This window comes from Rhizobium sp. NZLR1b, assembly GCF_019685155.1.
Taxonomy (GTDB): domain Bacteria; phylum Pseudomonadota; class Alphaproteobacteria; order Rhizobiales; family Rhizobiaceae; genus Rhizobium.
The window spans coordinates 1-22,058 of record NZ_JABDWC010000015.1 but is presented as its reverse complement, the minus strand read 5'-3'; the positions used below and the strand labels follow the sequence as shown (position 1 = coordinate 22,058).

Annotated in this window: 19 protein-coding genes and 3 pseudogenes; 12 read left to right on the top strand and 10 right to left on the bottom strand. The window is 61.0% G+C overall.

What is annotated here, in order from left to right; genetic code table 11:
• The first annotated feature begins 3 nt into the window (after nt 1-3).
• Together HJB84_RS20510 and HJB84_RS20505 are read left to right on the top strand one after the other, a co-directional pair.
• Complete coding sequence (locus HJB84_RS20510; protein ID WP_221116731.1) at nt 4-438, top strand: 6,7-dimethyl-8-ribityllumazine synthase; 435 nt, start codon at nt 4-6, stop codon at nt 436-438.
• 161 nt (nt 439-599) lie between these two features.
• Entirely contained in the window at nt 600-1,289 is a 690-nt protein-coding gene (locus HJB84_RS20505; RefSeq protein ID WP_207580998.1) for a VOC family protein, read from the top strand.
• Nucleotides 1,290-1,446: 157 nt separating this feature from the next.
• Here the strand turns inward: HJB84_RS20505 and HJB84_RS20500 are convergent, their stop codons facing one another.
• The gene (locus HJB84_RS20500) at nt 1,447-2,223 is read right to left on the bottom strand and encodes a DUF1194 domain-containing protein (RefSeq protein ID WP_207580999.1); all 777 of its coding nucleotides are present in this window, start codon (nt 2,221-2,223) and stop codon (nt 1,447-1,449) included.
• A gap of 101 nt (nt 2,224-2,324) precedes the next feature.
• Nucleotides 2,325-3,227 carry a LysR family transcriptional regulator gene (locus HJB84_RS20495; RefSeq protein WP_221116730.1) on the bottom strand — a complete coding sequence of 301 codons (903 nt, stop codon included), beginning with the start codon at nt 3,225-3,227 and terminating at the stop codon, nt 2,325-2,327.
• Nucleotides 3,228-3,413: 186 nt separating this feature from the next.
• On the opposite strand from HJB84_RS20495, the gene HJB84_RS20490 reads away from it, so the two are divergent.
• Nucleotides 3,414-4,139 carry an SDR family NAD(P)-dependent oxidoreductase gene (locus tag HJB84_RS20490; protein WP_207581001.1) on the top strand — a complete coding sequence of 242 codons (726 nt, stop codon included), beginning with the start codon at nt 3,414-3,416 and terminating at the stop codon, nt 4,137-4,139.
• Complete coding sequence (locus HJB84_RS20485; RefSeq protein WP_221116729.1) at nt 4,133-4,621, top strand: RidA family protein; 489 nt, start codon at nt 4,133-4,135, stop codon at nt 4,619-4,621. Before HJB84_RS20490 ends, HJB84_RS20485 begins: the two co-directional genes overlap by 7 nt.
• 97 nt (nt 4,622-4,718) lie before the next feature.
• On the opposite strand, the gene HJB84_RS20480 is transcribed toward HJB84_RS20485, so the two are convergent.
• Nucleotides 4,719-5,258 carry a Pycsar system effector family protein gene (locus tag HJB84_RS20480; RefSeq protein ID WP_221116728.1) on the bottom strand — a complete coding sequence of 180 codons (540 nt, stop codon included), beginning with the start codon at nt 5,256-5,258 and terminating at the stop codon, nt 4,719-4,721.
• A 128-nt stretch (nt 5,259-5,386) separates the two neighbouring features.
• Here HJB84_RS20480 and HJB84_RS20475 point away from each other — a divergent pair, with 128 nt between their 5' ends.
• Nucleotides 5,387-9,145 carry a FecR domain-containing protein gene (locus HJB84_RS20475; protein ID WP_311044136.1) on the top strand — a complete coding sequence of 1,253 codons (3,759 nt, stop codon included), beginning with the start codon at nt 5,387-5,389 and terminating at the stop codon, nt 9,143-9,145.
• Complete coding sequence (locus HJB84_RS20470) at nt 9,145-11,127, top strand: CHASE2 domain-containing protein (RefSeq protein WP_207581004.1); 1,983 nt, start codon at nt 9,145-9,147, stop codon at nt 11,125-11,127. Before HJB84_RS20475 ends, HJB84_RS20470 begins: the two co-directional genes overlap by 1 nt.
• A 108-nt stretch (nt 11,128-11,235) precedes the next feature.
• Here HJB84_RS20470 and HJB84_RS20465 read toward each other — a convergent pair whose 3' ends face one another.
• Nucleotides 11,236-12,102, bottom strand: coding sequence for a LysR family transcriptional regulator (locus HJB84_RS20465; protein ID WP_207581005.1), 867 nt, complete (start codon nt 12,100-12,102; stop codon nt 11,236-11,238).
• A gap of 68 nt (nt 12,103-12,170) precedes the next feature.
• Between HJB84_RS20465 and HJB84_RS20460 the strand changes: the two genes are divergently transcribed.
• Nucleotides 12,171-13,142, top strand: coding sequence for a quinone oxidoreductase (locus HJB84_RS20460; RefSeq protein ID WP_221116727.1), 972 nt, complete (start codon nt 12,171-12,173; stop codon nt 13,140-13,142).
• A 67-nt stretch (nt 13,143-13,209) separates the two neighbouring features.
• On the opposite strand, the gene HJB84_RS20455 is transcribed toward HJB84_RS20460, so the two are convergent.
• Entirely contained in the window at nt 13,210-13,746 is a 537-nt protein-coding gene (locus HJB84_RS20455; protein WP_207581007.1) for a GNAT family N-acetyltransferase, read from the bottom strand.
• 310 nt (nt 13,747-14,056) lie between these two features.
• Between HJB84_RS20455 and HJB84_RS20450 the strand changes: the two genes are divergently transcribed.
• Entirely contained in the window at nt 14,057-15,037 is a 981-nt protein-coding gene (locus tag HJB84_RS20450; protein WP_221116726.1) for an SDR family oxidoreductase, read from the top strand.
• Between the two features lie 130 nt (nt 15,038-15,167).
• Here the strand turns inward: HJB84_RS20450 and HJB84_RS20445 are convergent, their stop codons facing one another.
• Nucleotides 15,168-15,980 (bottom strand): class I SAM-dependent methyltransferase, encoded by an 813-nt coding sequence (locus HJB84_RS20445; protein WP_207584341.1) that lies wholly within the window; start codon nt 15,978-15,980, stop codon nt 15,168-15,170.
• Between the two features lie 177 nt (nt 15,981-16,157).
• Nucleotides 16,158-16,906 (bottom strand): annotated as a pseudogene (locus tag HJB84_RS20440) (nucleotidyltransferase domain-containing protein).
• A gap of 284 nt (nt 16,907-17,190) precedes the next feature.
• Here HJB84_RS20440 and HJB84_RS20435 point away from each other — a divergent pair.
• Together HJB84_RS20435 and HJB84_RS20430 are read left to right on the top strand one after the other, a co-directional pair.
• Nucleotides 17,191-17,886: a fumarylacetoacetate hydrolase family protein gene (locus HJB84_RS20435; protein ID WP_207581010.1), complete on the top strand. Its 696-nt coding sequence runs from the start codon at nt 17,191-17,193 to the stop codon at nt 17,884-17,886.
• A 10-nt stretch (nt 17,887-17,896) separates the two neighbouring features.
• Nucleotides 17,897-18,427 carry a gamma carbonic anhydrase family protein gene (locus HJB84_RS20430; RefSeq protein WP_207581011.1) on the top strand — a complete coding sequence of 177 codons (531 nt, stop codon included), beginning with the start codon at nt 17,897-17,899 and terminating at the stop codon, nt 18,425-18,427.
• A 148-nt stretch (nt 18,428-18,575) separates the two neighbouring features.
• On the opposite strand, the gene HJB84_RS20425 is transcribed toward HJB84_RS20430, so the two are convergent.
• Nucleotides 18,576-18,977: a hypothetical protein gene (locus HJB84_RS20425; RefSeq protein WP_207581012.1), complete on the bottom strand. Its 402-nt coding sequence runs from the start codon at nt 18,975-18,977 to the stop codon at nt 18,576-18,578.
• 332 nt (nt 18,978-19,309) lie between these two features.
• Here HJB84_RS20425 and HJB84_RS34010 point away from each other — a divergent pair.
• Nucleotides 19,310-19,674, top strand: a pseudogene (locus tag HJB84_RS34010) (hypothetical protein).
• A gap of 11 nt (nt 19,675-19,685) precedes the next feature.
• Here HJB84_RS34010 and HJB84_RS20420 read toward each other — a convergent pair.
• Both HJB84_RS20420 and HJB84_RS20415 read right to left on the bottom strand, forming a co-directional pair.
• Nucleotides 19,686-20,084 carry an ester cyclase gene (locus tag HJB84_RS20420; RefSeq protein ID WP_207581013.1) on the bottom strand — a complete coding sequence of 133 codons (399 nt, stop codon included), beginning with the start codon at nt 20,082-20,084 and terminating at the stop codon, nt 19,686-19,688.
• Nucleotides 20,085-20,414: 330 nt separating this feature from the next.
• Entirely contained in the window at nt 20,415-20,990 is a 576-nt protein-coding gene (locus HJB84_RS20415) for a transglutaminase-like cysteine peptidase (RefSeq protein ID WP_221116725.1), read from the bottom strand.
• A 323-nt stretch (nt 20,991-21,313) separates the two neighbouring features.
• Here HJB84_RS20415 and HJB84_RS20410 point away from each other — a divergent pair.
• Nucleotides 21,314-22,058, top strand: a pseudogene (locus tag HJB84_RS20410) (hypothetical protein); the annotation flags it as partial.

Below are 22,058 nucleotides of genomic sequence, written 5' to 3'. Positions count from 1 at the left end.
ACCATGACACCCACCCGCTACGCCTTTATCAAAGCCAGCTGGCACGCCGACATCGTCGACCGCGCCCTTGACGGCTTCTATCAGCTCGTGCCGCCCGAGCAGGTCGATGTGTTCGATGTTCCCGGCGCATTCGAGATGCCGCTGCTTTCCCGCGATCTGGCCGCAAGCGGACGTTATGGCGCCGTCATTGCCGCCGCTTTCGTCGTCGACGGCGGAATTTACCGCCACGAATTCGTCGCTCAGGCGGTGGTCGACGGGCTGATGCGCGCCGGCATGGATACCGGCGTGCCGGTGCTTTCGATTTCGCTGACGCCGCATCAGTATCAGGAAACCGAGCACCATAAGCAGATCTACCGCGCGCATTTCGTCGAGAAAGGGCGGGAGGCCGCAAAGGCCGCGCTCACAATCGGGAAGACACGCGCCGCTCTTGCCGCGTAAGGCGGTTCCCCCCCGAACCGAGGCGGCGGGACCGATCCCGCCGTCTTCATCAGGTCAATTCCGACAGAATAATTGATTCGACGCCCTCGCCGCGCTGTGATCCACTCACCCCCGACATGTATCGCCATTCTTAATGCGTCCCAAACCTTAAGGAGCTGAAGATGAGCAATGCAATGCGCAGTGAAACCCCTATCGAAAATTCGCGAACACGGCCCGTCGACACCAAGCTCGAGGTGGTCGTCATCCCCGTTTCCGACGTCGATCGCGCCAAACGTTTCTACGACAGCCTGGGCTGGCGGCTCGACGCCGACTTCGCCAATGATGCCGATTTCCGGGTGCTCCAGTTTACCCCGCCCGGCTCCGGCTGCGCGATCATCTTCGGCAAGAACGTCACCGCCGCGCCACCTGGCTCCGCCCAGGGGCTCTACCTTATCGTCTCCGACATCGAGGCCGCCCGCCGCGATCTTATCGCTCGCGGCGTCGAGGTCAGCGACGTGTTCCACGACGCTGCCGGCGTCTATGCCGGCAAGGACGAGCCCTATCTCTTCGGACGGCTGCGCATCGCCGGCCGAGATCCCGAAAACCGCAGCTATCGCTCCTTCGCCTCGTTCAAGGATCCCGATGGCAATGGCTGGCTATTCCAGGAGGTCACTACGCGATTGGCGGGACGCATCGACGCCGACGAGACAGCCTTTGCGACCTCGAGCGACCTTGCATCAGCGCTGCGCCGCGCGGCGACCGCCCACGGCGAACACGAAAAGCGAAACGGCGGCAAGCACGACGAGGGCTGGCCGGACTGGTACGCCGACTACATGGTCAGTGAACAGTCTGGCCGAGAGCTGCCGCTATAGGCAGCGGTCTTTTCCGGCGAACTCAAACAGCCCTTGTTGAGGCATGCCTTCGTCCTGCGCACCTCCCTGAGGTGCGCAGGAGGAAGGCCAGTAGCCTCGAAGGACACCTCCAACGCTGCTCCGTGCATTCATTCGGCGTCGGCGCACGCGCCCGCCGTCACCGCTCGAAAAAATCCCGCCACTGTTTCTCGCCAACCAGGCAGTCGACCCCGGTCTCGGCGCCGGTGATTCTCTGCACCGTTGCCGGCGGGGAAAACCCGCTGATCTCCAGCACCAGCTTGCGGCGCACGGCAACTGCGAAATCCTCGATGTTGCGGACCGGCAGCACGAAGGCGCCGGGGCCGCCGATCACGCAATCCGCATAATATGTGTCGAGCCCGTTCGGCGCATCGGAGGGCCGCAGCATAATGGCAAGGCCATTGATGATCATGCCTGCTTCCACCGCCTTGTCGCGGGCGGATATGACTGGATTTCCGGAATTGTTCGGGCCATCGCCCGACACATCGATCACCTGTCGTCTGGACGGAAACGGACTGGAAACGATCATGCTGGCGCCTTGGGCGATCGCGGTGGAGATCGATGTACGCCGCTGCGTGGCAATCGGCCGGGCTTCGAGCTTTTCGGCAAAAGCGATCGCGTCCGCTTCCGTCTCGATGACCTGCCAGTCGATCACCGAATCCTGGACGACATAGCCCGCCCATTCGAAATAGCTGATGGCGATGCGGCCGGTCAGACCGCCCTTCACCGCATCGATGAATTCCTTGTGCTTGAGCGCTTCGACATAACCCTCGCGCTGGATGCCGATCTCCTCGAAATCCATCGAGCGCGAGGTGTCGACGGCAAGGACCAGGGTCACGTCAACCTCGTTTCCCCCCGCCTGCGCTGCCGGGACGAGGCCGGAAAGACCCATAAGCACCGCAACTGTCGTCAGCATCGGCAGATCCCCGCGCCATCCAAGCGCGCAACCTTAGCACAGCTTGGCCGACGCAGGACGCCCGGCCACGCCGGTAGTTTCAATTTTCGGTGATGGCCGGCTCAATGCAGCGGCAGCCACAAAGGGCTTTTCCATGCTTTCAGCGCGTCGAGGAAGACCTGCAATCTGGCGGGCAAGAAGCGGCGGGTGGGATAGACGGCATGCACGAATATCTCCTCGGACGACCAGTCCGGCAGCAGGCGGATGAGCGCACCTCTCCTGATCTCATCGTCGCAATAGGTCGAAGGCAGAAGGCCGATGCCGTGGCCGCGATTGGTAAAGGCGCTCACCGCGTCGAAATCCCGGCTCGAGACCGGCCCCGACACCTGCTGGCGGACCGACTTGCCGCCGCTGACCAGATGCCACTCCGCTTCGCCGTTGCGGCCGTTCAGCAACACGCACTGATGCTCATTCAGGTCCTGGGGCTCTGAGGGAGGCGCCCTGCCCTTCAGATAGTCCGGCGCGGCGACCAGATAACGCACGCTCTTTCCGAGCCGCTGCGCGATGATTGAGGAATCCTTGAGTTCGCCGAAGCGGATGCCGAGATCGATATTCTCGGCGATCAGATCGAGGAACAGGTTGGTGACGAAGAGATCGACCTGGATATCGGGATAGGTCTTCAGGAAGGACGATACGAATTCGTAGAAGACCTCCTGCCCGAAAATGACGGGCACGGAGATCTTCAGCAGGCCTTCCGGCTTTTTCTGCGTTTCCGTGAGTGCCTGCTCGGCGTCGATAAGATGGGCGAGCGGCTCACTGCACTGATCGAAATAGGCCCGGCCCTGCGCCGTCAGGCTAAGCTTGCGGGTCGTGCGCTGCAGCAGCGTCACACCAAGCTGCTCCTCCAGCGACGTCACCTTCCGGCTGACGGTCGAGACCGGCATGCCGAGGGAATGGGCCGCGCGGCTGAAGCTGCCATACTGCGCCACCTTCACGAAAACCGCGATGTCGTTCAGGTCTGCCATGCCAGGATTTTTGCATGGATGCAAAAGAGAATCCAGATATTTCCATCTAATCGGGGAATGGAGTTTTCATCATATTCACCTTGCGAAAACGATCATAACCCGATGGAGGCGCATTCGCAGCAGCCCCGTCTCGAGCGACCCGCCTTCGTAAGGCCTGCGTTGCCCGACCAGACTATGGAGTTCAACATGACTACCGCAAAGACTGTCATCGTCACGGGCGCCTCCCAGGGTATCGGAGCCGGGCTCGTCAACGCCTTCATCGAGCGCGGCTATAATGTCGTCGCCACCTCACGTCAGGTCAGCGCCTCGGATGCCTTGCAGGCGTCGGACAGACTGGCGCTCGTCGACGGTGACATCGGCGATGCCGAAACCGCGGCGCGAGTGACAAGGACCGCGATCGACCGGTTCGGCTCGATCGACGCCCTCGTCAACAATGCCGGCATTTTCTTCAGCAAGCCCTTCGTCGATTACACCATGACCGACTTCCGGAAGCTGTCCTCGACCAATCTCGAAGGCTTCATCCACCTGACCCAGTTGGTTGTCCGGCAGATGCTGGCCCAGAAATCGGGCGGCAGCATCGTCAGCATCACCACACCGCTGATCGACCATCCGATCGCCGGCTTCTCGGCCTCGGTCGCCATGATGACCAAAGGCGGCATCGACGCGATCTCCAAGAACCTGGCGATGGAATATGCAAGCGAGGGAATCCGCGTCAACACCGTGGCTCCCGGGGTCGTCGACACGCCATTGCACAAGGACAATCCGAAGGACTTCCTGAGCACGCTGTCGCCGATGGCTGGCATTTCCAACGTCGCGGAAGTCGTCGATGCGGTTGTCTTCCTGACCGAAGCTCCGCGCGTGACCGGGGAGGTGCTGCACGTCGACGGCGGCGCACATCTGGGCAAATGGTAAACCACCCGCAAGCGCACGCAGCCGGCGCAGAACGCCGGCTGCAGGAACTCGGCATCACGCTTCCCTCGCCACCAACACCCCTGGGGGCCTATGTGGAGGCGGTCAGGAGCGGCAACCTGGTCTTCTTCAGCGGCATGCTGCCGGTTGTCAACCGCCAGCCGCGCTATATCGGCCGTGTCGGCGGCGCGCTGACATCAGAGGACGGCAGGAAGGCGGCCGAGACGGCGACACTGAGTGCGCTGGCGGCCGCCAAGGACTATCTCGGCTCGCTGGACAGGGTCGTCAGGATCGTCAAGCTCGGCGTCTATATCGCCACCGAAGGCGATTTCCGCGATCACCCCAAGGTCGCGGACGGAGCGTCGGAAATGCTGCTCCAGGTCTTCGGCGAGGAAAAACTCTCCGGGCGCGTCGTCCTCGGCGTCGCCAGCCTGCCGCTCGGCGTACCGATCGAGCTTGAGCTCGTTCTTGAGGTCGAGGATTGAAGAGGACGGGCGCGCTTCGGCGCGCCCGTCTCACCGCCCCTGCATTCTTGGCTTGGCGTGCGCTCAGCGCAAATGAGTTTTGTTAACAACCCCATCCTCACATCGCCACCAATAGCAGGACGTAAGCGATGACGCTCACCATCAAACCGCGAAACGCAAAAGTGACGCAGCGGTATTTGCTGCGAGCGATGGCGGAGAGGATGTTGGCGTTTTCGAGATATTGGTCGAACAGATAACTCTCGTCGCGCCGCAGTGCCGCGTCGAAGAACAGATCTCGATGGTTCTGCCAGGCGCCCCAGAACAGCGAGGTCGAGCTATCCAAACGGCGCGGCAGCACAACGAGGATCGCCGACAGGATGGAAAAGACCGAAGCTGCGGCAAGCAAGCCGGAAAACAGCATGCTCCCTGGTGTGCCGCTGATATAACGCCCCAGGCTGAAAACCGCCCTCACCTCGCTGGAGCTCACCAGGAAGGCCAGCATGAACGTAAAGATATAGGCAGCCTTTTGATCGGATATCTTGACCTGATCGTAAAATATATCATTGATTTTCTTGATATGGTCGAAATACTCCACGCCGATATCCGCGCTCGACGGCTGGCTTAGCATAACCTCAGTTGCAGTTTCGAATTCGCTCACGTGAATACTCCATCCCCAAGTGTTTCCCTGATATTACACTTGACGGCGAAAGCAAGAACACGTGTGCAACGCGCTTGACTTTTCCCCTCTACACGGACAAAGGGGAAGCGGGTATGGGGTCTGGGGTTATGCGGGGTTATTCCAAGAACATCTGTCGTGCGGGCATGGCGCTGGCGCTTGCTGGTCCCGGTCTCGCACCGCCGGCAATGGCCGATCCGGTCCAGCGTGCAACACCGGTCGCCGGTTCCGTCATCGCCCGCAAGACCGGCGAAGAGGTCCGTTTCATCGACGTATCGAATTGGCGTGTCGTCGATATCAATCAGGATCTCCTGACCGGCGACGTGCTGCGCACCAATGCCAACGGCCAGCTCGCCATCGTCTTTTCCGACCACACCCAGGTTCGCCTCGGCCGCAATTCATCGCTGCAGGTCAAGAAAATGGCCGCCAGCGGCGACACGACACTGGAGCTGCAATCGGGAACGATCTGGGCGCGCGCCGAGCGTGGCGGCCAAGGTCTGACGGTCGAGACACCAGCGGCCGCAGCCGCCATCCGCGGCACCGACTGGACGATGACCGTCGAGGGCAACAAGACCTCGATGATCGTGCTCGAAGGCCGTGTGGCGCTGAGCAACCCGCAGGGCAGCGTCGAGGTGAACGAAGGCGAAGGGGCGGTTGCCACGATCGGCCAGGCGCCGCGAAAGCTGGTGATCGTCACACCCGATGATCGCGAGCAGATGCTGTTCTACCTGAACCTGCGCGATGGCTTCGGCCTGATGCCGACCTCTCCGTTGCCGGCAGGCCGCATGGCCGATGAGCGCCGCCGGCTGCTGACTTTGTCGCCGGAACGTCGCACCACCGAGAACTGGCTGGAGCTTGCCGAAGTGCAGAGCGCCTTCGACGGCCGGCAGGTCGCCGCAAAGACGCTTCAGGAGGTTCGCCGGCGCAAGCTGACCACCCTCCAGAAGGCGCGCGTCGACCTGATCGATGCCACGATCGCCGGCTCCGAAAAACGCTATGACGAAGCCGCAAGGCTGTTTGCGGCGGCACTGCCGCATCTTGATCCGGCCCGCCGGAACATGGCGCAGTATGGCGGCTATTTTGCCCGTTCGCTTTCCGATCCAGCCCATGTCGAAAAGCCGCCGTCATCAGCGGTCGGCCCCTATGGCGCGATCATGCAGGCCTACACGGCAGGCTTCCTCAAAAATCCCCGCGCCTCCGTCGACCTGATCAAGGATGCGGAAAAGCGTTTTCCTGATGACCCAACCCTGCCTGCGATCCGCGCCCAGCTGGCGCAGCTGATCGACGACCGCGCCCAGATGCTGGAGGCGGTCAACCGCGCCCTCTCGCTCGATCCCAATCATCCGATCGCCCTTGCCGCACGTGCCGCCTACAAGGCGAGTTACGAAAGCGATATCGATGGCGCCCTGGCCGATCTGAACCGCGCCATCGAGCTTGCGCCGGGGGCCTCGGGATCGTTGAACTCGATGGGCCTGCTGCAAAGCGCCCGCAACGCCAATGACGAGGCCGAGGCTGCGTTCCTAAAGGCGATCGCCCTCGATCCGCAGGATCCGGTCCCGCACGGCAATCTTGCCATCCTCTATCTCGACCAATCCAGGATGAAGGATGCCAAGCGCGAAATCGATGCGGCGCTCGCCGCCGATCCCTCCTTCGACATCGCTCTCCTCGCCCGCGGCCGCTATTACCTGCAAACCGGCGAGCGCGACAAGGCGCTGGAGGACCTGCTGGCCGCCAGCACCGCCAATCCAGCCCATTCGCAATCGCAGCTGATGCTCGCCGCCGCCCATTACGAAAAGGGCGACCGCATCCCTTCCGAGCAGGCAGTCGACAATGCCGACAGGCTCGACAAGAACGATCCGGTCATCTCCTCCTTCCGCACCGCCATCGATATCGACGATTACGACGCCGACGGCGCGATCCGCAACGCGCAGGAATTTCTCCGCCGCTCACGCGCCCGCGGCGGTGACTACAGCGCGCTCGGCGCCAACGAGGATGCCGGCTCGACGCTGAACAACGCTTTTCGCCTCCAGGGCCTGGATGCCTGGGGCCGCTATTACGGGGATGCGGTCTTCAGCCCCTTCGAAGGCAGCGGCTATATCGACCAGTCGATCAAGGGCAGCATCTTCCCTTACGTCAATGCAACGAGCTTCAGCGATGACAATGTCATCCAGAACCGTGGCAACGCGTCTAGCTATTCATCCTTTATCCAGGGCTTGCTGCTTGATCCGCACATGCTCTCCGGCCGCTCTCGTTCGGCAACGCTGCTGCGCACGCCTTTCATCGAAGGCTCGCTCGGCGGCGGCATCAACAGCGTCGACGGCCATACAAGGCGCATCGGCGAGGCCGAAATCCAGGGCTTCTCGAACGAGACGATCCCGCTCAGCTTCTTCGGCAACCTGACCTGGGAAGAACTGGCGCTGGACGGCGACTATCGCAACTTCGGCGGCTTCCAGACCAACAACAAGCTCGTCGGCGGCAATGGTTATCTGACGGCAACGGTGACGCCGGACGATCGCGTGGTGGCCTATGTCAACCATGCCAAGAATGATGGAACGCTGAACGCACTGACGGAAGGCTCGTCACTGACGGACTTCCTCAACCTCCTGGGCTTCGGGGTTCGCACCGAAGTCTCTTCGGAATACAATTATCGGCGCAATATCACCGAAACGACCAATGCCGGCCTCGGCTGGAGCCATACCTTCGGCTACGAAAACATATTGAACGGCGCCTTTCTCTATTCGGAAAGCAAATCGCAGACGTCCACCTCTCTTCAGGTAGACGATGCACCGGTTCTCGGTCTGCCTGACCCCGACATCATTCCATTCTTGGACGGGACGGAGGAGCTGTCCTCAAAAGCCTATGTCGCCGCGCTCAGCCATTCCATCGGCAGCGGACCGCTGACTTGGCGGTACGGCATCGAAGGCGGCTGGATCGATGCCAGCGCGACCACCTCCTCTCGCCTTCATGAACTCTTTCCGCTCTTCCCGATCATCCCCGGGACCACCGACGGCCCGGACACATTCAATAACCGCGTCAACATCGCCCGCGCCTACATCGACGTGCTGCACGAGATCACCCCCGAACTCAAAGGCGAGTATGCTCTCTTCGGCACGCAGATGAGCGGCGGCAGCGTCGATGTCAGCCGGCTGGAGCCACGCTTCGGCCTCGCCTGGGCACCGGCCGAGAACCATTGGCTGCGCGCTGCCTTCATGCGCCAGAGCCTCGACACCGGCGTTCCCACTCTTGCCCCGATCGGCATCCTCGGTTTGCAGGCCAACCAATATTCGATCGGCGTCGAGGGTTATACCGATACGGTGGCGCTGCAATGGGATGCCGAGTGGACCGACCGGCTCTTCACCTCGGTCGAATATCAGCACCAGGAATTGCATGATTTCTCGATCGACCTGCCGCTGATCGCGCTGCCTGCGGCAGACAGCCTGCCGCTGTCGCGCGGCAGCATCGACCGCGCCGCCGTCACGGCCAACGTCGCGCTCGGCGCCGGTTTCGGCCTCTCGGCCACCTATGCCTACATGGAATCGGAGAACAAGGACCCGCTGGAGCCGAACTACGGCGGCTCTCTGCCGTTTATCCCGAAGAATTCCGGCCAGATCGCGCTGACCTGGGTCAACGAGGCCAAGGTCAAGGCGACGGTGGCCGCCAATTATGTCGGCGAACGCGACGGCGATGATCTCGGCACCACGCTCGACGATTACTGGAGCCTCGACGCCCACCTGATCTGGGAACCGCTGGACAAGCGCATCGCACTCGAAGCTGCCGCTTATAACCTGCTCGACGAGGAGTTCGAGATCACGCCCGGCGTGCCCGGCTGGGGCCGCGCCTTCAAGGGCACCCTCAAAGTCCGCTTCTGATGCGGGAGCAGGATAAGCCTCGGCAGGCCAGGCCCACCGGCAGTCAGACCGGGAGCCGCCGTCTCAGGCTGCTGATACTGTCGCTGTCGGTGCTGATCGCCATCTCGCTGTTGTCACGCCTGCCCGCCTGGTCGCTGCTGGAGCTCAGAAGCTACGATTACCTCTCGACCGTCGACGATCCACGCCCGCCTCAAGGTGGACCTGTCATCGTTGCGATCGACGAACCGTCGCTTGCCGATATCAACGCCCAATGGCCCTGGCCGCGCAGCCTGCATGCCGAACTCGTGAGACAGCTGCGCGCCGCCGGCGCCCGTGTCATCGGCCTCGACATCATCATGGCCGAACCCTCGAACCCCGGCAATGACGCGGCAATCACCGAGGCCGTCGGTCCCGACACCGTGCTTGCCGGCGACGAAACGCTGATCGAGACGCCGCAGGCCTCGCAACTGATCCGCGCCACGCCGCTGCCGCAGCTGACGCAAGCGGGTGCTGTGACCGGCATCGCCTCGATCGATCTCAGCGGCGACGGCATCTTCCGCCGCATTCCGGGCTATGAGGACGGCTTTGCCGCCATGCTGGCGAAGACGTCGGGAACGCCGGCGGAGATTCTGTCGGCCGGCCGGCTCATCCAGTCCTTCGGCCCGGCCCGCAGCTATCCCACGGTCTCCTACTACCAGGCGCTCGACCCTGAGAATTTGCTGCCGCGGAATTATTTCAAGGGCCGAGTCGTTCTCGTCGGCCTCAGCCTGCAGAATGCGCCCGCGATCGACAAGGGCGGTGTCGATGCCTTTGCGACGCCCTATACGGTTCACACCGGCAAACTCGTCTCCGGTGTCGAGATTCAGGCGACCATCTACGACAATATCCGTGCTGGCCTGTCGATCGCCGAAGCCCGCCTGCCCGCGGTTGCCGCCTGCATCCTGATATCGGTGCTGCTTGCCGCCACGACCGTCTGGCGCTCGACGGGATGGCTGACGATCGTCACCAGTGCGGTGGGCCTCCTCGCCTTCGCCGCCGTAAGCTTTGCCGGCATCCGGCTTGCCCATGTCTTCGTCTCGCCGCTCGGCCCGACGGTCGCCTATATCTCGGTCGTCTTCGGCCAGGCCGCCTTCGATTATGCCGAGGAGCGCCGCAACAAGCGGCAGATCATCCGCGCCTTCGCCCAATACATCTCCCCCGATCTCGTCAAGCGCCTGTCGAACGATCCCTCGCAACTGAAGCTCGGCGGCGAGCGGCGCACGCTCTCGGTGCTGTTCTCGGATGTACGTGGCTTCACCACCATCGCCGAGACGCTGAAGGACGATCCGGAGCAGCTGACCGGTCTGATCAACCGGCTGTTGACGCCGCTCTCCGACGTGGTGATGGATCATGGCGGGACGATCGACAAATATATGGGCGATTGCATCATGGCCTTCTGGAACGCGCCGCTCGACGATCCCGACCATGCCCTCCATGCCGTGCGCGCCTCGCTTGCCATGCAGACAGCGATTTCGAGGCTGAACAACCAGCTGGAGCGGGAAGCGGCAGCGCATGGCGGTAAACCGCACGTCCTGAAGATGGGCGTCGGCATCAATACCGGCGAATGCATCGTCGGCAATATGGGCTCGACCCGCCGCTTCGACTATTCCTGCCTCGGCGACAGCGTCAACCTCGCCTCCCGCCTCGAAGGCGCCTCGAAGAATTATGGCGTAGCGCTGCTGCTCGGCGAGGATACCGCAAGACTGGTCGCCGACACCTACACCGTCGTCGAGCTCGACCGGATCATCGTCAAGGGCCGCACCGTGACGTCGCCGGTCTTCACCGTCCTGCACAAGGCCGATCCGCTGTCCCTCGCCGCCCATCGGGCGTTCATCGATGCAAAATATGCCGGCACGCTCGCGCCATCCGACCACGTCTTCGAGAGGCTGGCTGCTGACATGCCCGAGCTAGCCCCCTATTACGCGATCGTCCGGGATGCGCTGGTTGGCGACGGCGGTGAGTGATCATCCGGGGCAGCGCTAAAACCAGGTTCTGCGCATGGAACCCGTGAAATGAAGCGCGCCCTCAATAGCTTCGTAGCTCGCGCATGTGACGCTCCATTTGGCAGCCGATCACTTCCCGAAGGCGCGCTTGAGCGCATCCACGACCACACGCACGGAGGGGACGTCCTTGATCTCCGAATGCACGACCAACCACACGTCCCTTCCAAGAGCATGTTCCCCCGTGATGCGCTGGAGATCGCCGGATTCCGCGACGGCGAAATCCGGGAGCATGACGACACCGCCACCAAGCCTCGCCGCTGCGGCCTGAAATTCCAGTACCGATGACCTCACCGCTATCGGCCGGCCAGCGGCCAGCTCAATGAGACGAGCCTGCTGCGGCGAGGCGTTCATTGTTTCGTCATAGCCGATGAAGGTCCATTCGGATGGCGCAACGGTTTCGAGGTATGACTTTGAGCCGTAGAGGTCGAAGGTGATCTCGCCAAGCTTGATGATGGAATAGTCGCCATCTTCTGGCCGCGACAACCGCACAGCGATATCTGCCTCCCGTCGGTTCAACGAAGCGAGCCGTTTCTCTCCGACAAGCGTGATCTGGACGGCTGGATGGTCTCGCCGGATGGCCACGATTGGCTGCGCCAGAAGGACGCTCGAAAGCGCTGGAGGAGCGCTGATCCTTACGTGGCCACGCAGTTCAGTCGAGCTGCTGCGACCAAGCTGCTCGATTGCGGCAGTTTGCGTGGCGATAAGCATTGCATGCTTGGCAACCTGTTCCCCATCGGCGGTTAGAACGACGCGCCGTCCGCGACGGTCGATGAGCTTGCGTCCCAGTCTGGCTTCCAGCGATGCAACACGCCGGCTTATTGTCGCATGTTCAACGCCGAGCTGCTTCGCCGCGCCGAGAAACGTTCCGGACCGTGCGAGCGCCAAGAAATGCCGCAGGTCGTCCCAATCGATTTGTGTGAATTCTTTCCCAATCATTGGGCGACAATAGGGAATTTTCACGCATCTCGCCACCGGGTAGTTTGACTGCATCAAGGAGACAAACGATGACAGATCAGATTGTACTGCTGAACTCGCCGGGCGACGTCGCTCAGTTCCAGGTCCAGGATCAACGTGTCCATCCTCCCGGCAACCGCGAGATCCAAATCCGCCATCACGCTATCGGGACCAATTTTCTCGACGTCTATCACCGCAAGGGCATCTACTCGCTGCCCTCATATCCCGCAGTGATCGGCGCGGAGGCCGCAGGCGTCGTCGAAGCTGTCGGCCCCGGCGTCGAGAACTTCAAAGAGGGCGATCATATCGCATATGCGGGACCGCCGGTCGGAGCCTACTGCTCGACGAGGAACATCGCTGCCGACCGTGCGATTAAGCTTCCCAAGGCGATTTCGGCTAAAACGGCGGCAAGTTCGCTGCTCAAAGGCATGACCGCTTACATGCTGTTGACGAAGACCTACAATGTGCATGACGGGAGTTGTGTTCTCATTCATGCGGCCGCCGGTGGACTGGGCAGCATGCTTGTTCGTTGGGCAAAGTCGCTCAATGCCACGGTGATCGGCACGGTCAGTAGCGCTGAAAAGGCGGCGCTCGCCGAATCCTACGGAGCCGATCATCTCGTGGTCGGACGGGGAGCGGATATTGTCACAGAGGTCAAGCGGCTGACGGGCGGAAACGGTGTCGACGTCGCCTTTGACGGAATTGGCGGTGACATGCTTGTTAAAAGCATCCGCTCGGTCCGACCGTTCGGCATGGCTGTCAGCATCGGCCAGGCCGCCGGCCCGGTTCCACCCGTTCCCCTCGAGGAACTCCGGCCAGGCAAGGCGCTCTCTCACCCGAGCATCATGGCTTGGTGCACTGACATCGATAGATATCGTGAGGCCGCTCAAGCGGCGGTCCGGGCGATGGAAACAGGGATCGTCTCTCAGATCGGCGCCGAATACAGCTTGAGAAATGTTGCGACGGCTCATGAAGAAATGGAGTCGGGGCGCTCCGCCGGCAGTATCTTGCTGGTACCTTAGAGCGAGCAAAAATGCGCGACTGTTTTGGGCCTGCGCAAACCGGCCATCCCGAACCTCTACGGCGGCCTCAAGTCCGGAGTTCGCCGAGGGTGTACATGTTGGTCGGTGCGCCATGCAGCATCACTTCGCGGTCGAAATGGAAGCCGTATTTCTCGAGAATGCGCTTTGAAGCGACATTGATGGGGCGGACCAACCCGATCACCCGCTCCGCATGCAGATCGTCGAAGGTAAAGGTCAGTGTTTCCCGGACCAGCTCCGTGGCATATCCCTGCCCCCAGCTTTCGGGGTGCAGATGATACGAAAGATTGAGGCCGCCGAATTCCTTCGAAACGGTCACGCCGCCGAAACCGATCAGCGCGCCGTTCGCTTCGACCGCCCAACGCCCGAACCCATGATCTTTCCAATGCCCGATATCACGGGCAAGCCGCGCAGCACTTTCATCGGGCGAGTCGGGCCGCGGCACGGGTCGGTGTGCGACCAGCTCCGGTCGGGAGAAAAGCTCGGTCAGGAAAAGAATATCCGTTGATGCAGGAGCCCTGAGCCTCAATCGCGCTGTACGCCTCATTGCCGGCGACGCGGCGCCATTGAGTTCTTTATCGGACATTGTCTACCTCTTCATCGAGGACGGGATATCCTCGGCGCCCCTCATCTAGGCGCGGCATCCGCCAACGCCCTCATCCTGAGGCGCGCAGGCCAAAGGCCGGAGCCTCGAAGGACACGCTGCAACGCCGCTCCTTGCACCCATCAACAGCCCGAACACATGCCGCTCGCCGTTCGAGTCCTTCGGAGCATGTCGGGACGAGGCTCTCTTGGGCGTTGCCATTCTCAGATGGCGAGATTTCTGGGAGACGATCAAGTTCTTTCGCGCTATGAAGAGCCATCATCGATCCCGCGCAGACCCCGAGGTCACTCTCATGGCTTTGAAAGTTCTTTTCATTGGCGGCACCGGCCAAATCTCCTATCCATGCGTTGAGCGGGCCGTTGCCCAAGGCCATCATGTCAGCGTCTTCAATCGTGGCTTGAGAAGCAACCCGTTGCCTGCGGGGGTGACCTCGATCGTCGGCGAACTGGGATCGCGCGGCTATGCCGATCTCGCCAAGGCCAACTATGATGTCGTGTGCCAGTTCATCGCCTTCACGCCCGATCAGGTCGCGCGCGACATCGAACTGTTTGCGGACAATTGCGGTCAGTACATTTTCATCTCTTCGGCCTCGGTCTATGAAAAGCCGCCGCGTCACTATGTGATTACCGAGGAGACCCCGGCGATCAATCCTTACTGGCCCTACAGCCAGGCCAAGATTGCCGGCGAGGAGTTGCTCAAGAAGTCCATCAATCTCGCCTGGACGATCGTCCGTCCCAGCCACACCGTTCGCACCGGCCTGCCGATCATGATGGGCGACAGCGACGTCATGGCGAGACGCATGCTGGATGGCGAGCCCACCATCGTGGCCGGCGACGGCCACACGCCGTGGACACTGACACGCGCGGTCGATTTCGCAATGCCTTTCGTCGGACTTTTCGCCAAGGAGGCAGCGCTAAATGAGATTTTCCATATCACCTCCGATCGCGCACATATCTGGGACGACATCCAAAAGACCATCGCAAGATTGCTGGGCGTCGAGGCGAAGATCGTCCACATTCCGACGGACACCCTGATCAAATACAATCCGGAGTGGGTAGGCCCACTGCTCGGCGACAAGGCCTGGACGGCAATCTTCGACAATTCGAAGGTCAAGCGCGTGGCCGGCGATTTCACCTGCGCCGAGAGCCTGGAAGAAATTCTGGCCGAGCCGATCATGTACCTCAAGCAGCGCCTGGCCAAAAGCCGTCCGCCAAGGGGTGAACTTGATGCTCTGATCGACAGGATCTGCGCTGCCCAAGGCGCTCTCGGCTAGGCATGTACTTCGGGTGTTCGCCAGCTCTGGCATGATGTTGAAAAGTGTGTGCGGTTTTCTCATGACATCATGCTCTAACTCTTAAGAACAGGATTCAGATTAGGCCGAGCGGGCCTAAAATCATCCTGTTCTAGGCCACGGCCACGATGACATGCGCCTGAATTTTGGCAGCAACCTCGCCGCCGCCATGCCTGTCTGCAATCGCGGATGCAGCGTAGTCGGTCGCAGCCTCCAGTTTTCCTGCCTCTCTGGCTTCGATCTCATTGCGAAGAAGCGTGCCCTGACAATAGGCAACGGCCGGAATGCGGGGCGAGGATGCGCGGCTTTGTTCGGCCCTCGTTTCGATCACCACATGGGAGAAACCTGCGCCCTCCAACTCCGACCGGATCAGGTCCTTGTCGTGGTAGCCATGCGGCGTGCGTGCCAGGAAGCGCGGCGGAGCGTTCGGAAAAATCCTGGCGAGAGCATTCGTCACATCATTCGCAAACACATTCTCTTCGATGCGATCCCATACGCTCAGCAAAAAACGTCCTCCTGATTTCAGGACCCGCCTTGCTTCGCGGTAGGCAGCCGGCCGGTCGGGAAAGAACATCGCCCCGAACTGACAACAGACGAGATCGAAGGCCGCATCCTCAAACGGTAGCGCCAGAGCATCCGCCTGGCGCCATTGGATGCGGCTGTCGGGCGTTTGCCGGGAAGCGGCATAGTCGAGCATCGGCTGGTTGAGGTCGCTGACAACATAGCTTGCGCCTGACGACAATCTTGGCGCCAATACGCGGGTAACGACCCCGGTGCCCGCGGCGGTTTCCAACACGGCGCTCGGCGAGAAGGATGCCGCCCGCCCCGCAAGATCCGCAGCGTAAGGTTCGAAAATCAACGGAACCATATAGCGGTCGTAGTTTTCCGGAACCGAGCCTGCGAACACCTTATCCGTTTCCAGCATTGCCATCACTATCCCTTCCGATGGCTCAAAGATTAGCATGGAATGACGTGTTGAGGGCCTGTTTTCGCCCGAGCGACGTTCAGCAGCGTCTGCGGCAATGTCGGTTGACCAACTCTCCGGTCGGAGATGACAACGCCGCGGATTCTTCAATTCGGTGCTGGAAACCCTGCAGCCTTATTATTCCAGGCGGCGCGCTTCCATCGGCGCGTCCTGCCTGAACCCCTCGAAATAGCGGCCGCCATGCAAGGCAAGCTCGCGGTCGGCCAAAGCCAGAAATCGCGTAGCGTCGCCCTCTGCCGCCAGCCTGAACGCCGCGTCGAATTCGATTGCCAATTGTGCATCGAGCGCTCTTTTGAGACGCGGCGCCCACTTTCCGCGGCCGGCCCACGCGCCACGCCCGAGGAGGATGAGGTCGGCGAGTTTCTGATAGAGCTGCGCAGCGATGGCCGCGATCTCTTCGGGCGGGCGCGACCCGCGCAGACGGCAAGATCGGTGACGTGATAGCGCAGCATGTCGTAGCTTGCGCCGGCAAGAGGTTTTGGCCCTGCTGCGAGCATGCTTGCGGCCCTGGCCTGAACGATGCGTGCGCTGTCGAAATCCAGGCCCACGATGCTACCGGTCGCCACCATGGTGACCATGACGGGGCAGCCGCTCTCCGCATCGGCATGAAGATAATGCGCCAGCGTCTGTTCGTCGTGGACGAAGGCCTCGACCGGGAAACCGTCCTCAGTGAACGACTCCCGCGAGGCTCTTTCCAGCGATGGGAACACGACCACGAGATCAATATCCGAAAACGCAGTCCCATCGCCACGCATGAGCGAACCAGCCACGTAGGCGAAAGCCGCCCCGGCAAAGCGGCTGGTGACGCAACGACGGGCAACGGCCAGCGCCCGCTCCGCAAGAATATGCTTCTGGATATCGTCCATGATTTCATCCTCGAATGCGGGACACGGGCGGCCACAAAAAACCCGCTCGTCTCCGGCGGGTTGGTCTTAGCGGCAATGAACGGAATTCAGTTCACGCGTCTAACACCCACCGCGGCGCGATGGTCGTAGACTGTGTTGAAACTGCAAAAATCCTGCTCATGGCCAACGTTAACCTGCGACCTTGACAGCGTCAATGCACCGAAGCGGGACGCCCGGGACGCTTCCCCGGCGCGATGTTTTCCGTCTAAGATGCGGCAAGACTCGAAAACAGAAAGAGCCCGCTCATGTCCGATCCCGCAACCGTCATCCCGCTTCCGCAACCGGTTTTGCTGCCGGTCGAGGGCAGCGCCGAGCGTTTTCCGGTGCGCCGCGTCTATTGCGTCGGGCGCAACTATGCCGACCATGCGATCGAGATGGGTCATGATCCCACCCGCGAGCCGCCCTTCTTCTTCCAGAAGAATGCCGATAACCTGCTGCCGGCGGGCAATGCCTTCCCCTATCCGCCACTCTCGAAGGACGTGCATTACGAGGTCGAATGTGTGCTTGCGCTGAAATCCGGCGGCGCCAACATTAAGGCCGCAGACGCGCTCGACTGCATTTACGGCTATGCCGTCGGCGTCGATTTCACCCGCCGCGATCTGCAGGGCGAGGCCAAGAAGCTCGGCCGTCCCTGGGAGGTCGGAAAGGCCTTCGAACATTCCGCCCCCGTCTCGTCGATCGTTCCGGCAAGCCGCCTCGGCCACCCCTCGCAGGCAAATATCTGGCTGGAACAGAACGGCAAGCGTGTCCAGGACGGCGATCTCAACCAGATGATCTGGAAGGTGCCGGAGATCATCGCCGAACTGTCGAAGCTCTTCACGCTGGCGCCGGGCGATATCATCATGACCGGCACGCCTGCCGGCGTCGGTGCGGTCGCCAGGGGCGATCGCATCAGTTGCGGCATCGACGGCGTCGCCACCCTATCGGTCGAGATCGTCTGAGGAGCGAGCCATGCCCGTCTATGCGCTCGGCGGATCAACGCCGAAACTTGCCGCTGCCGGCCTCTATTGGATCGCACCGGATGCCAATATTATCGGCGAGATCGAGCTCGGCGAGAATGTCGGCGTCTGGTTCGGCGCCGTGCTGCGCGGCGACAACGAGAAGATCACCATCGGCGAAGGCACCAACATCCAGGAAGGTGTGATGGCCCATACCGACATGGGCTTCCCGATGACAACAGGCAAAGGCTGCACCATCGGCCACCACGCCATCCTCCACGGCTGCACGCTCGGAGACAACGTGCTGATCGGCATGGGCGCCACCATTCTGAATGGCGCGAAGATTGGCGACAACTGCCTTGTTGGCGCCAATGCGCTGGTGACCGAAGGCAAGCAATTCCCCGATAATTCCCTCATCGTCGGAGCACCCGCCCGCGTCGTGCGTGTGCTCGACGAGGCGGCAATCGAAGCCATCCGCCGCTCGGCGGAAAACTACATCGCCAACTGGCAACGCTTCGCCCGCGATCTCAAGCAGATCGGGTGATCGAGCCGGCAGAATCGGGGAACACGTGCTTGAGTTTCGGCGAAAGCGGCTGATTGCGCGACGCCTCTGCATCCCGCATTCTGGATGTCAGAGAAGTTCCGCCATTGCCGCAATGACGGCCCGAGGCTGATTTCGTTGAAAAACCGCCTTATTCGGCAGCTTCGAGAAACTGGCTGTTTCGTGAGGAAGAGGCAAGCGCCTGAACCCTGGCTTCCGCCTTGGCGATCAGCTGATAGAATTCGTCCTGCGCTTCGACATCCAGTTGAATGACGGCATTGACGTCATCGGGCGTATCGCAAACGCAGGCGATTGCCGAAATGGGACAGATGCCGCCTGGGTAACGCTTGCCGGTTCCGGTATAGGCGCGACGGCCCCAACGCTCGGAATAAACCGTCTCTTCTCGCTCGAGATGCAGGATTGTTCCCTTGCAGGCGGTCACAATGGCCGCCTTGCCGTAAGCGAACCAATGATAGTTCAGCTTCCGGAGAATATATTTGCCGGTGATATCCTCGCCAGCCAGTTCGGCAGGGTTTTCAATCATTCTGATCATGAAGGCTTCCCTCAACGTTTTCAGAATATCCTTCATCTCTGCTTACGCGACAAGTCAAAAAACGCTGCTTTTGGAGACACTTAGTCACAAAGTGTTTCCGATTCTTACATAAATCATTCGTTGGGCCGTGTGTCGGGTACACAATTCCTCGTCGAATTTGCCGTACCTGCACTCGATTTCGGCATTGTTCGAGGTGGCGGCGACGTCACTGTCCCCTTGTGTTTTTCTGCCTGGGCTCGATATGTCTCCCTGACTGGTCCGAAGACCGTTCCGTTTTTTCCTCCCAGAAAACGACCGCTGTTTCGCCAAATTGCCACCAGCAGGAGAATTTCATGGTCGACGCGATCAACCCCATCTCCGCCACCGCCCCGTCCGAACCCACTAAGGTCGGCACCAGCACATCGATCGGCTCCGAACCCGACAATGCCTGGGTCGCCGCCCGCCAGTCGCAGATCACCGCCGATCAGATGGCACTCAAGAAGGAAACCGAAAGCGATTTCATCCCGCACGCGAATCTGATCGTCCACGACGAGGAGAACTCACAGAAGCGGTTTGCGTACGCGGCATCGGAAGAAGGGGAAGAAGCTGGGCATCAAGCGGAGCAACCGGTCTTGTCAGGCGAGGCGAAAGCGAGCGGATCGGCACCCGCAATTTCGACGACGACACCCCGTTCGGAGAGCGCGTCGTCATCGTCTGATGTCCGCGCAATTACCGCTCGCCCTGAAGCTGAGCTTCGATGGCCACCTTGTCGACCACCGACCAGACCTCGACGATCTTTCCGTCGCGAAATTCGTAGATGACGTTCTCGGCGAAGGTCACTCGCCTGCCGTTCACATCGATGCCGAGGAATTCTCCCTTGGGCGTGCAGTCGAAGCTCAGCCGGCACGCTAGGTAAGGCGGGTCAACGACTAGCATTAGCACATTGAAACAAAGGTCCGGAATATCATCGAAATCGCGCTCCAGCATGGCGATGTAACCCGACAACCCGATCTGTCGCTCGTTGTGAATCGCGTCGCGGGCGACGAACTGCCCGAGGTTCGGCCAGTCCTGCCTGTTGAGGCAGGCGATGTAGTCGCGATAGAGATCCACAAGTTTGGTTTTCGTCATGGTTCGTTCCAGGCTTGGCAACAGCTCGGCGGTGAAGATAGTGCCGGAACCGGTGCTTGTCAGCGGCGAGCCCTTTCGAAGCGCGGCGCCCTCTGACGCCAGCGCTGAACGGCTCTCATCGAGTTACCTGAGCTCCCTTGTGTTTTGCCGCTTCGGCTCACTCACGAGTTTGAAGGAGCCAATATTGCCGCGCCCTCTTCGCCCGAGGAACGGCAGGCCTGGTCTCTTGCAGGAGACTTCCCAGTCTGCGAGACGGGACCATTCGCGGCCGAGCCGGGGCTGCCGGTGTCAGGCACCTTGGCGATGCGATTGAATGACGACGCGTCTGGTTCAGGAGAACTCACCGGCGCGAGGACCAGCAAGCGTCACGCGCCAGCCCGTTCGCGATTGGAAATCCTGCGTGGCCAGAAACGTATAGCCGGTTATGCGCCAGGGCTTCACGGCGCTGGTCAGATTATCCAGCACAAAATCGCCGCCGTCCGTCCGGCCAATGAGAACGACATGGTTTTGATCATGCGGTCCGATGACCACGGAAAGCGCCAACCGGTTCGAGGGAAACCCAGCCTCGATCAGGTCCTTCATCTTCTGGAGGGCGTAGTCCTCACAGTCGCCACGGCCGGCGACCGGTAGAGACCAAACATCCTTGGATCCGGATGAGGGGCGATCTTCTGCGGGAATGATGCGTCCATTTACAGCACGATTGACCTTTTGAAGAAGCGCCATGCCTGCCGCGTCGTTCAGCTGTTGCGCCGCCATCCTGCCGCACAGCCATTTGTACTTGGCGCAGGCTGCGCCGAATCCCACAGGTGCGCCGATGCTTCTCGTCACAGGTAGCGATGACCCGGCAACAGCCTGAAAAGCCAGGAGAATGAATGAGATAGCAGCAAGAGAAAAGAGACGCGCCATAGCGGATTCCCCTTATTTGTATCGTCACGATAACAGAGTCGGTATAAAAATTTATTAAAATTTTATACTTACGAATTTAACCTTATTACATAACTGACACAGATTAACTATTGTTTATTCTTCACGTTAGTTGATCGTTAGTATACGAACTCTCTCCATTAACATTCGGTTAACCTTGGGAGACGGTTGAAATGATCAGCAGAGCATCGAAATTGGGCATTGCCTTAGCTTCGCTTCTGGCAAGCAGCAGCTTGGCAACCGCAGCCCCGGCAGTGGTTAACTGCAACAGCGCAGTTCGCGGCACACTCGAATACAGGCTGTGCATGCCGACCAAATCAATTCCGGCCGGCAGCAAGTTCAGCCCGAGAGATAGCGACCCCAGCAGCCAGGGCACCGGCAGCGGCAAGAAAACATCGAGCACCGGGTCGACTGCCGAAAACAGCGGCAACCAGGTTGCTGACGGTGGCGGAAACGATACCGGCGGCGGAGATGACACCGGCGATGGCAAGGACCACGATCACCACGGCGGCAAAGACCACGATCATCACGGCGACAAGGACCGCGATCACCACGGCGACAAGGACCGCGATCACCACGGCGACAAGGACCGCGATCATCACGGCGACAAGGACCGCGATCATCACGGCGACAAGGACCGCGATCATCACGACGGCGACAAGGGCAAGGATCACGGTCACGGCAAGGGCGACAAAGACGGTTCGGGCAAGAGCGACAACGGCGGCTCCGGCAAGAGTGACAACGGCGGCTCCGGCAAGAGCGACGATGGCGGCTCCGGCAAGAGCGACAATGGCGGCGCCGGCAAGAGTGACAACGGCGGCTCCGGCAAGAGCGACAATGGCGGCTCCGGCAAGGGCGACAACGGCGGCTCCGGCAAGAGTGACAACGGCGGCTCCGGCAAGGGCGACAATGGCGGCTCCGGCAAGAGCGACAATGGCGGCTCCGACAAGGGCGACAATGGCGGCTCCGGCAAGAGCGACAATGGCGGCTCCGGCAAGAGCGACAATGGCGGCTCCGGCAAGAGCGACAATGGCGGCTCCGGCAAGAGCG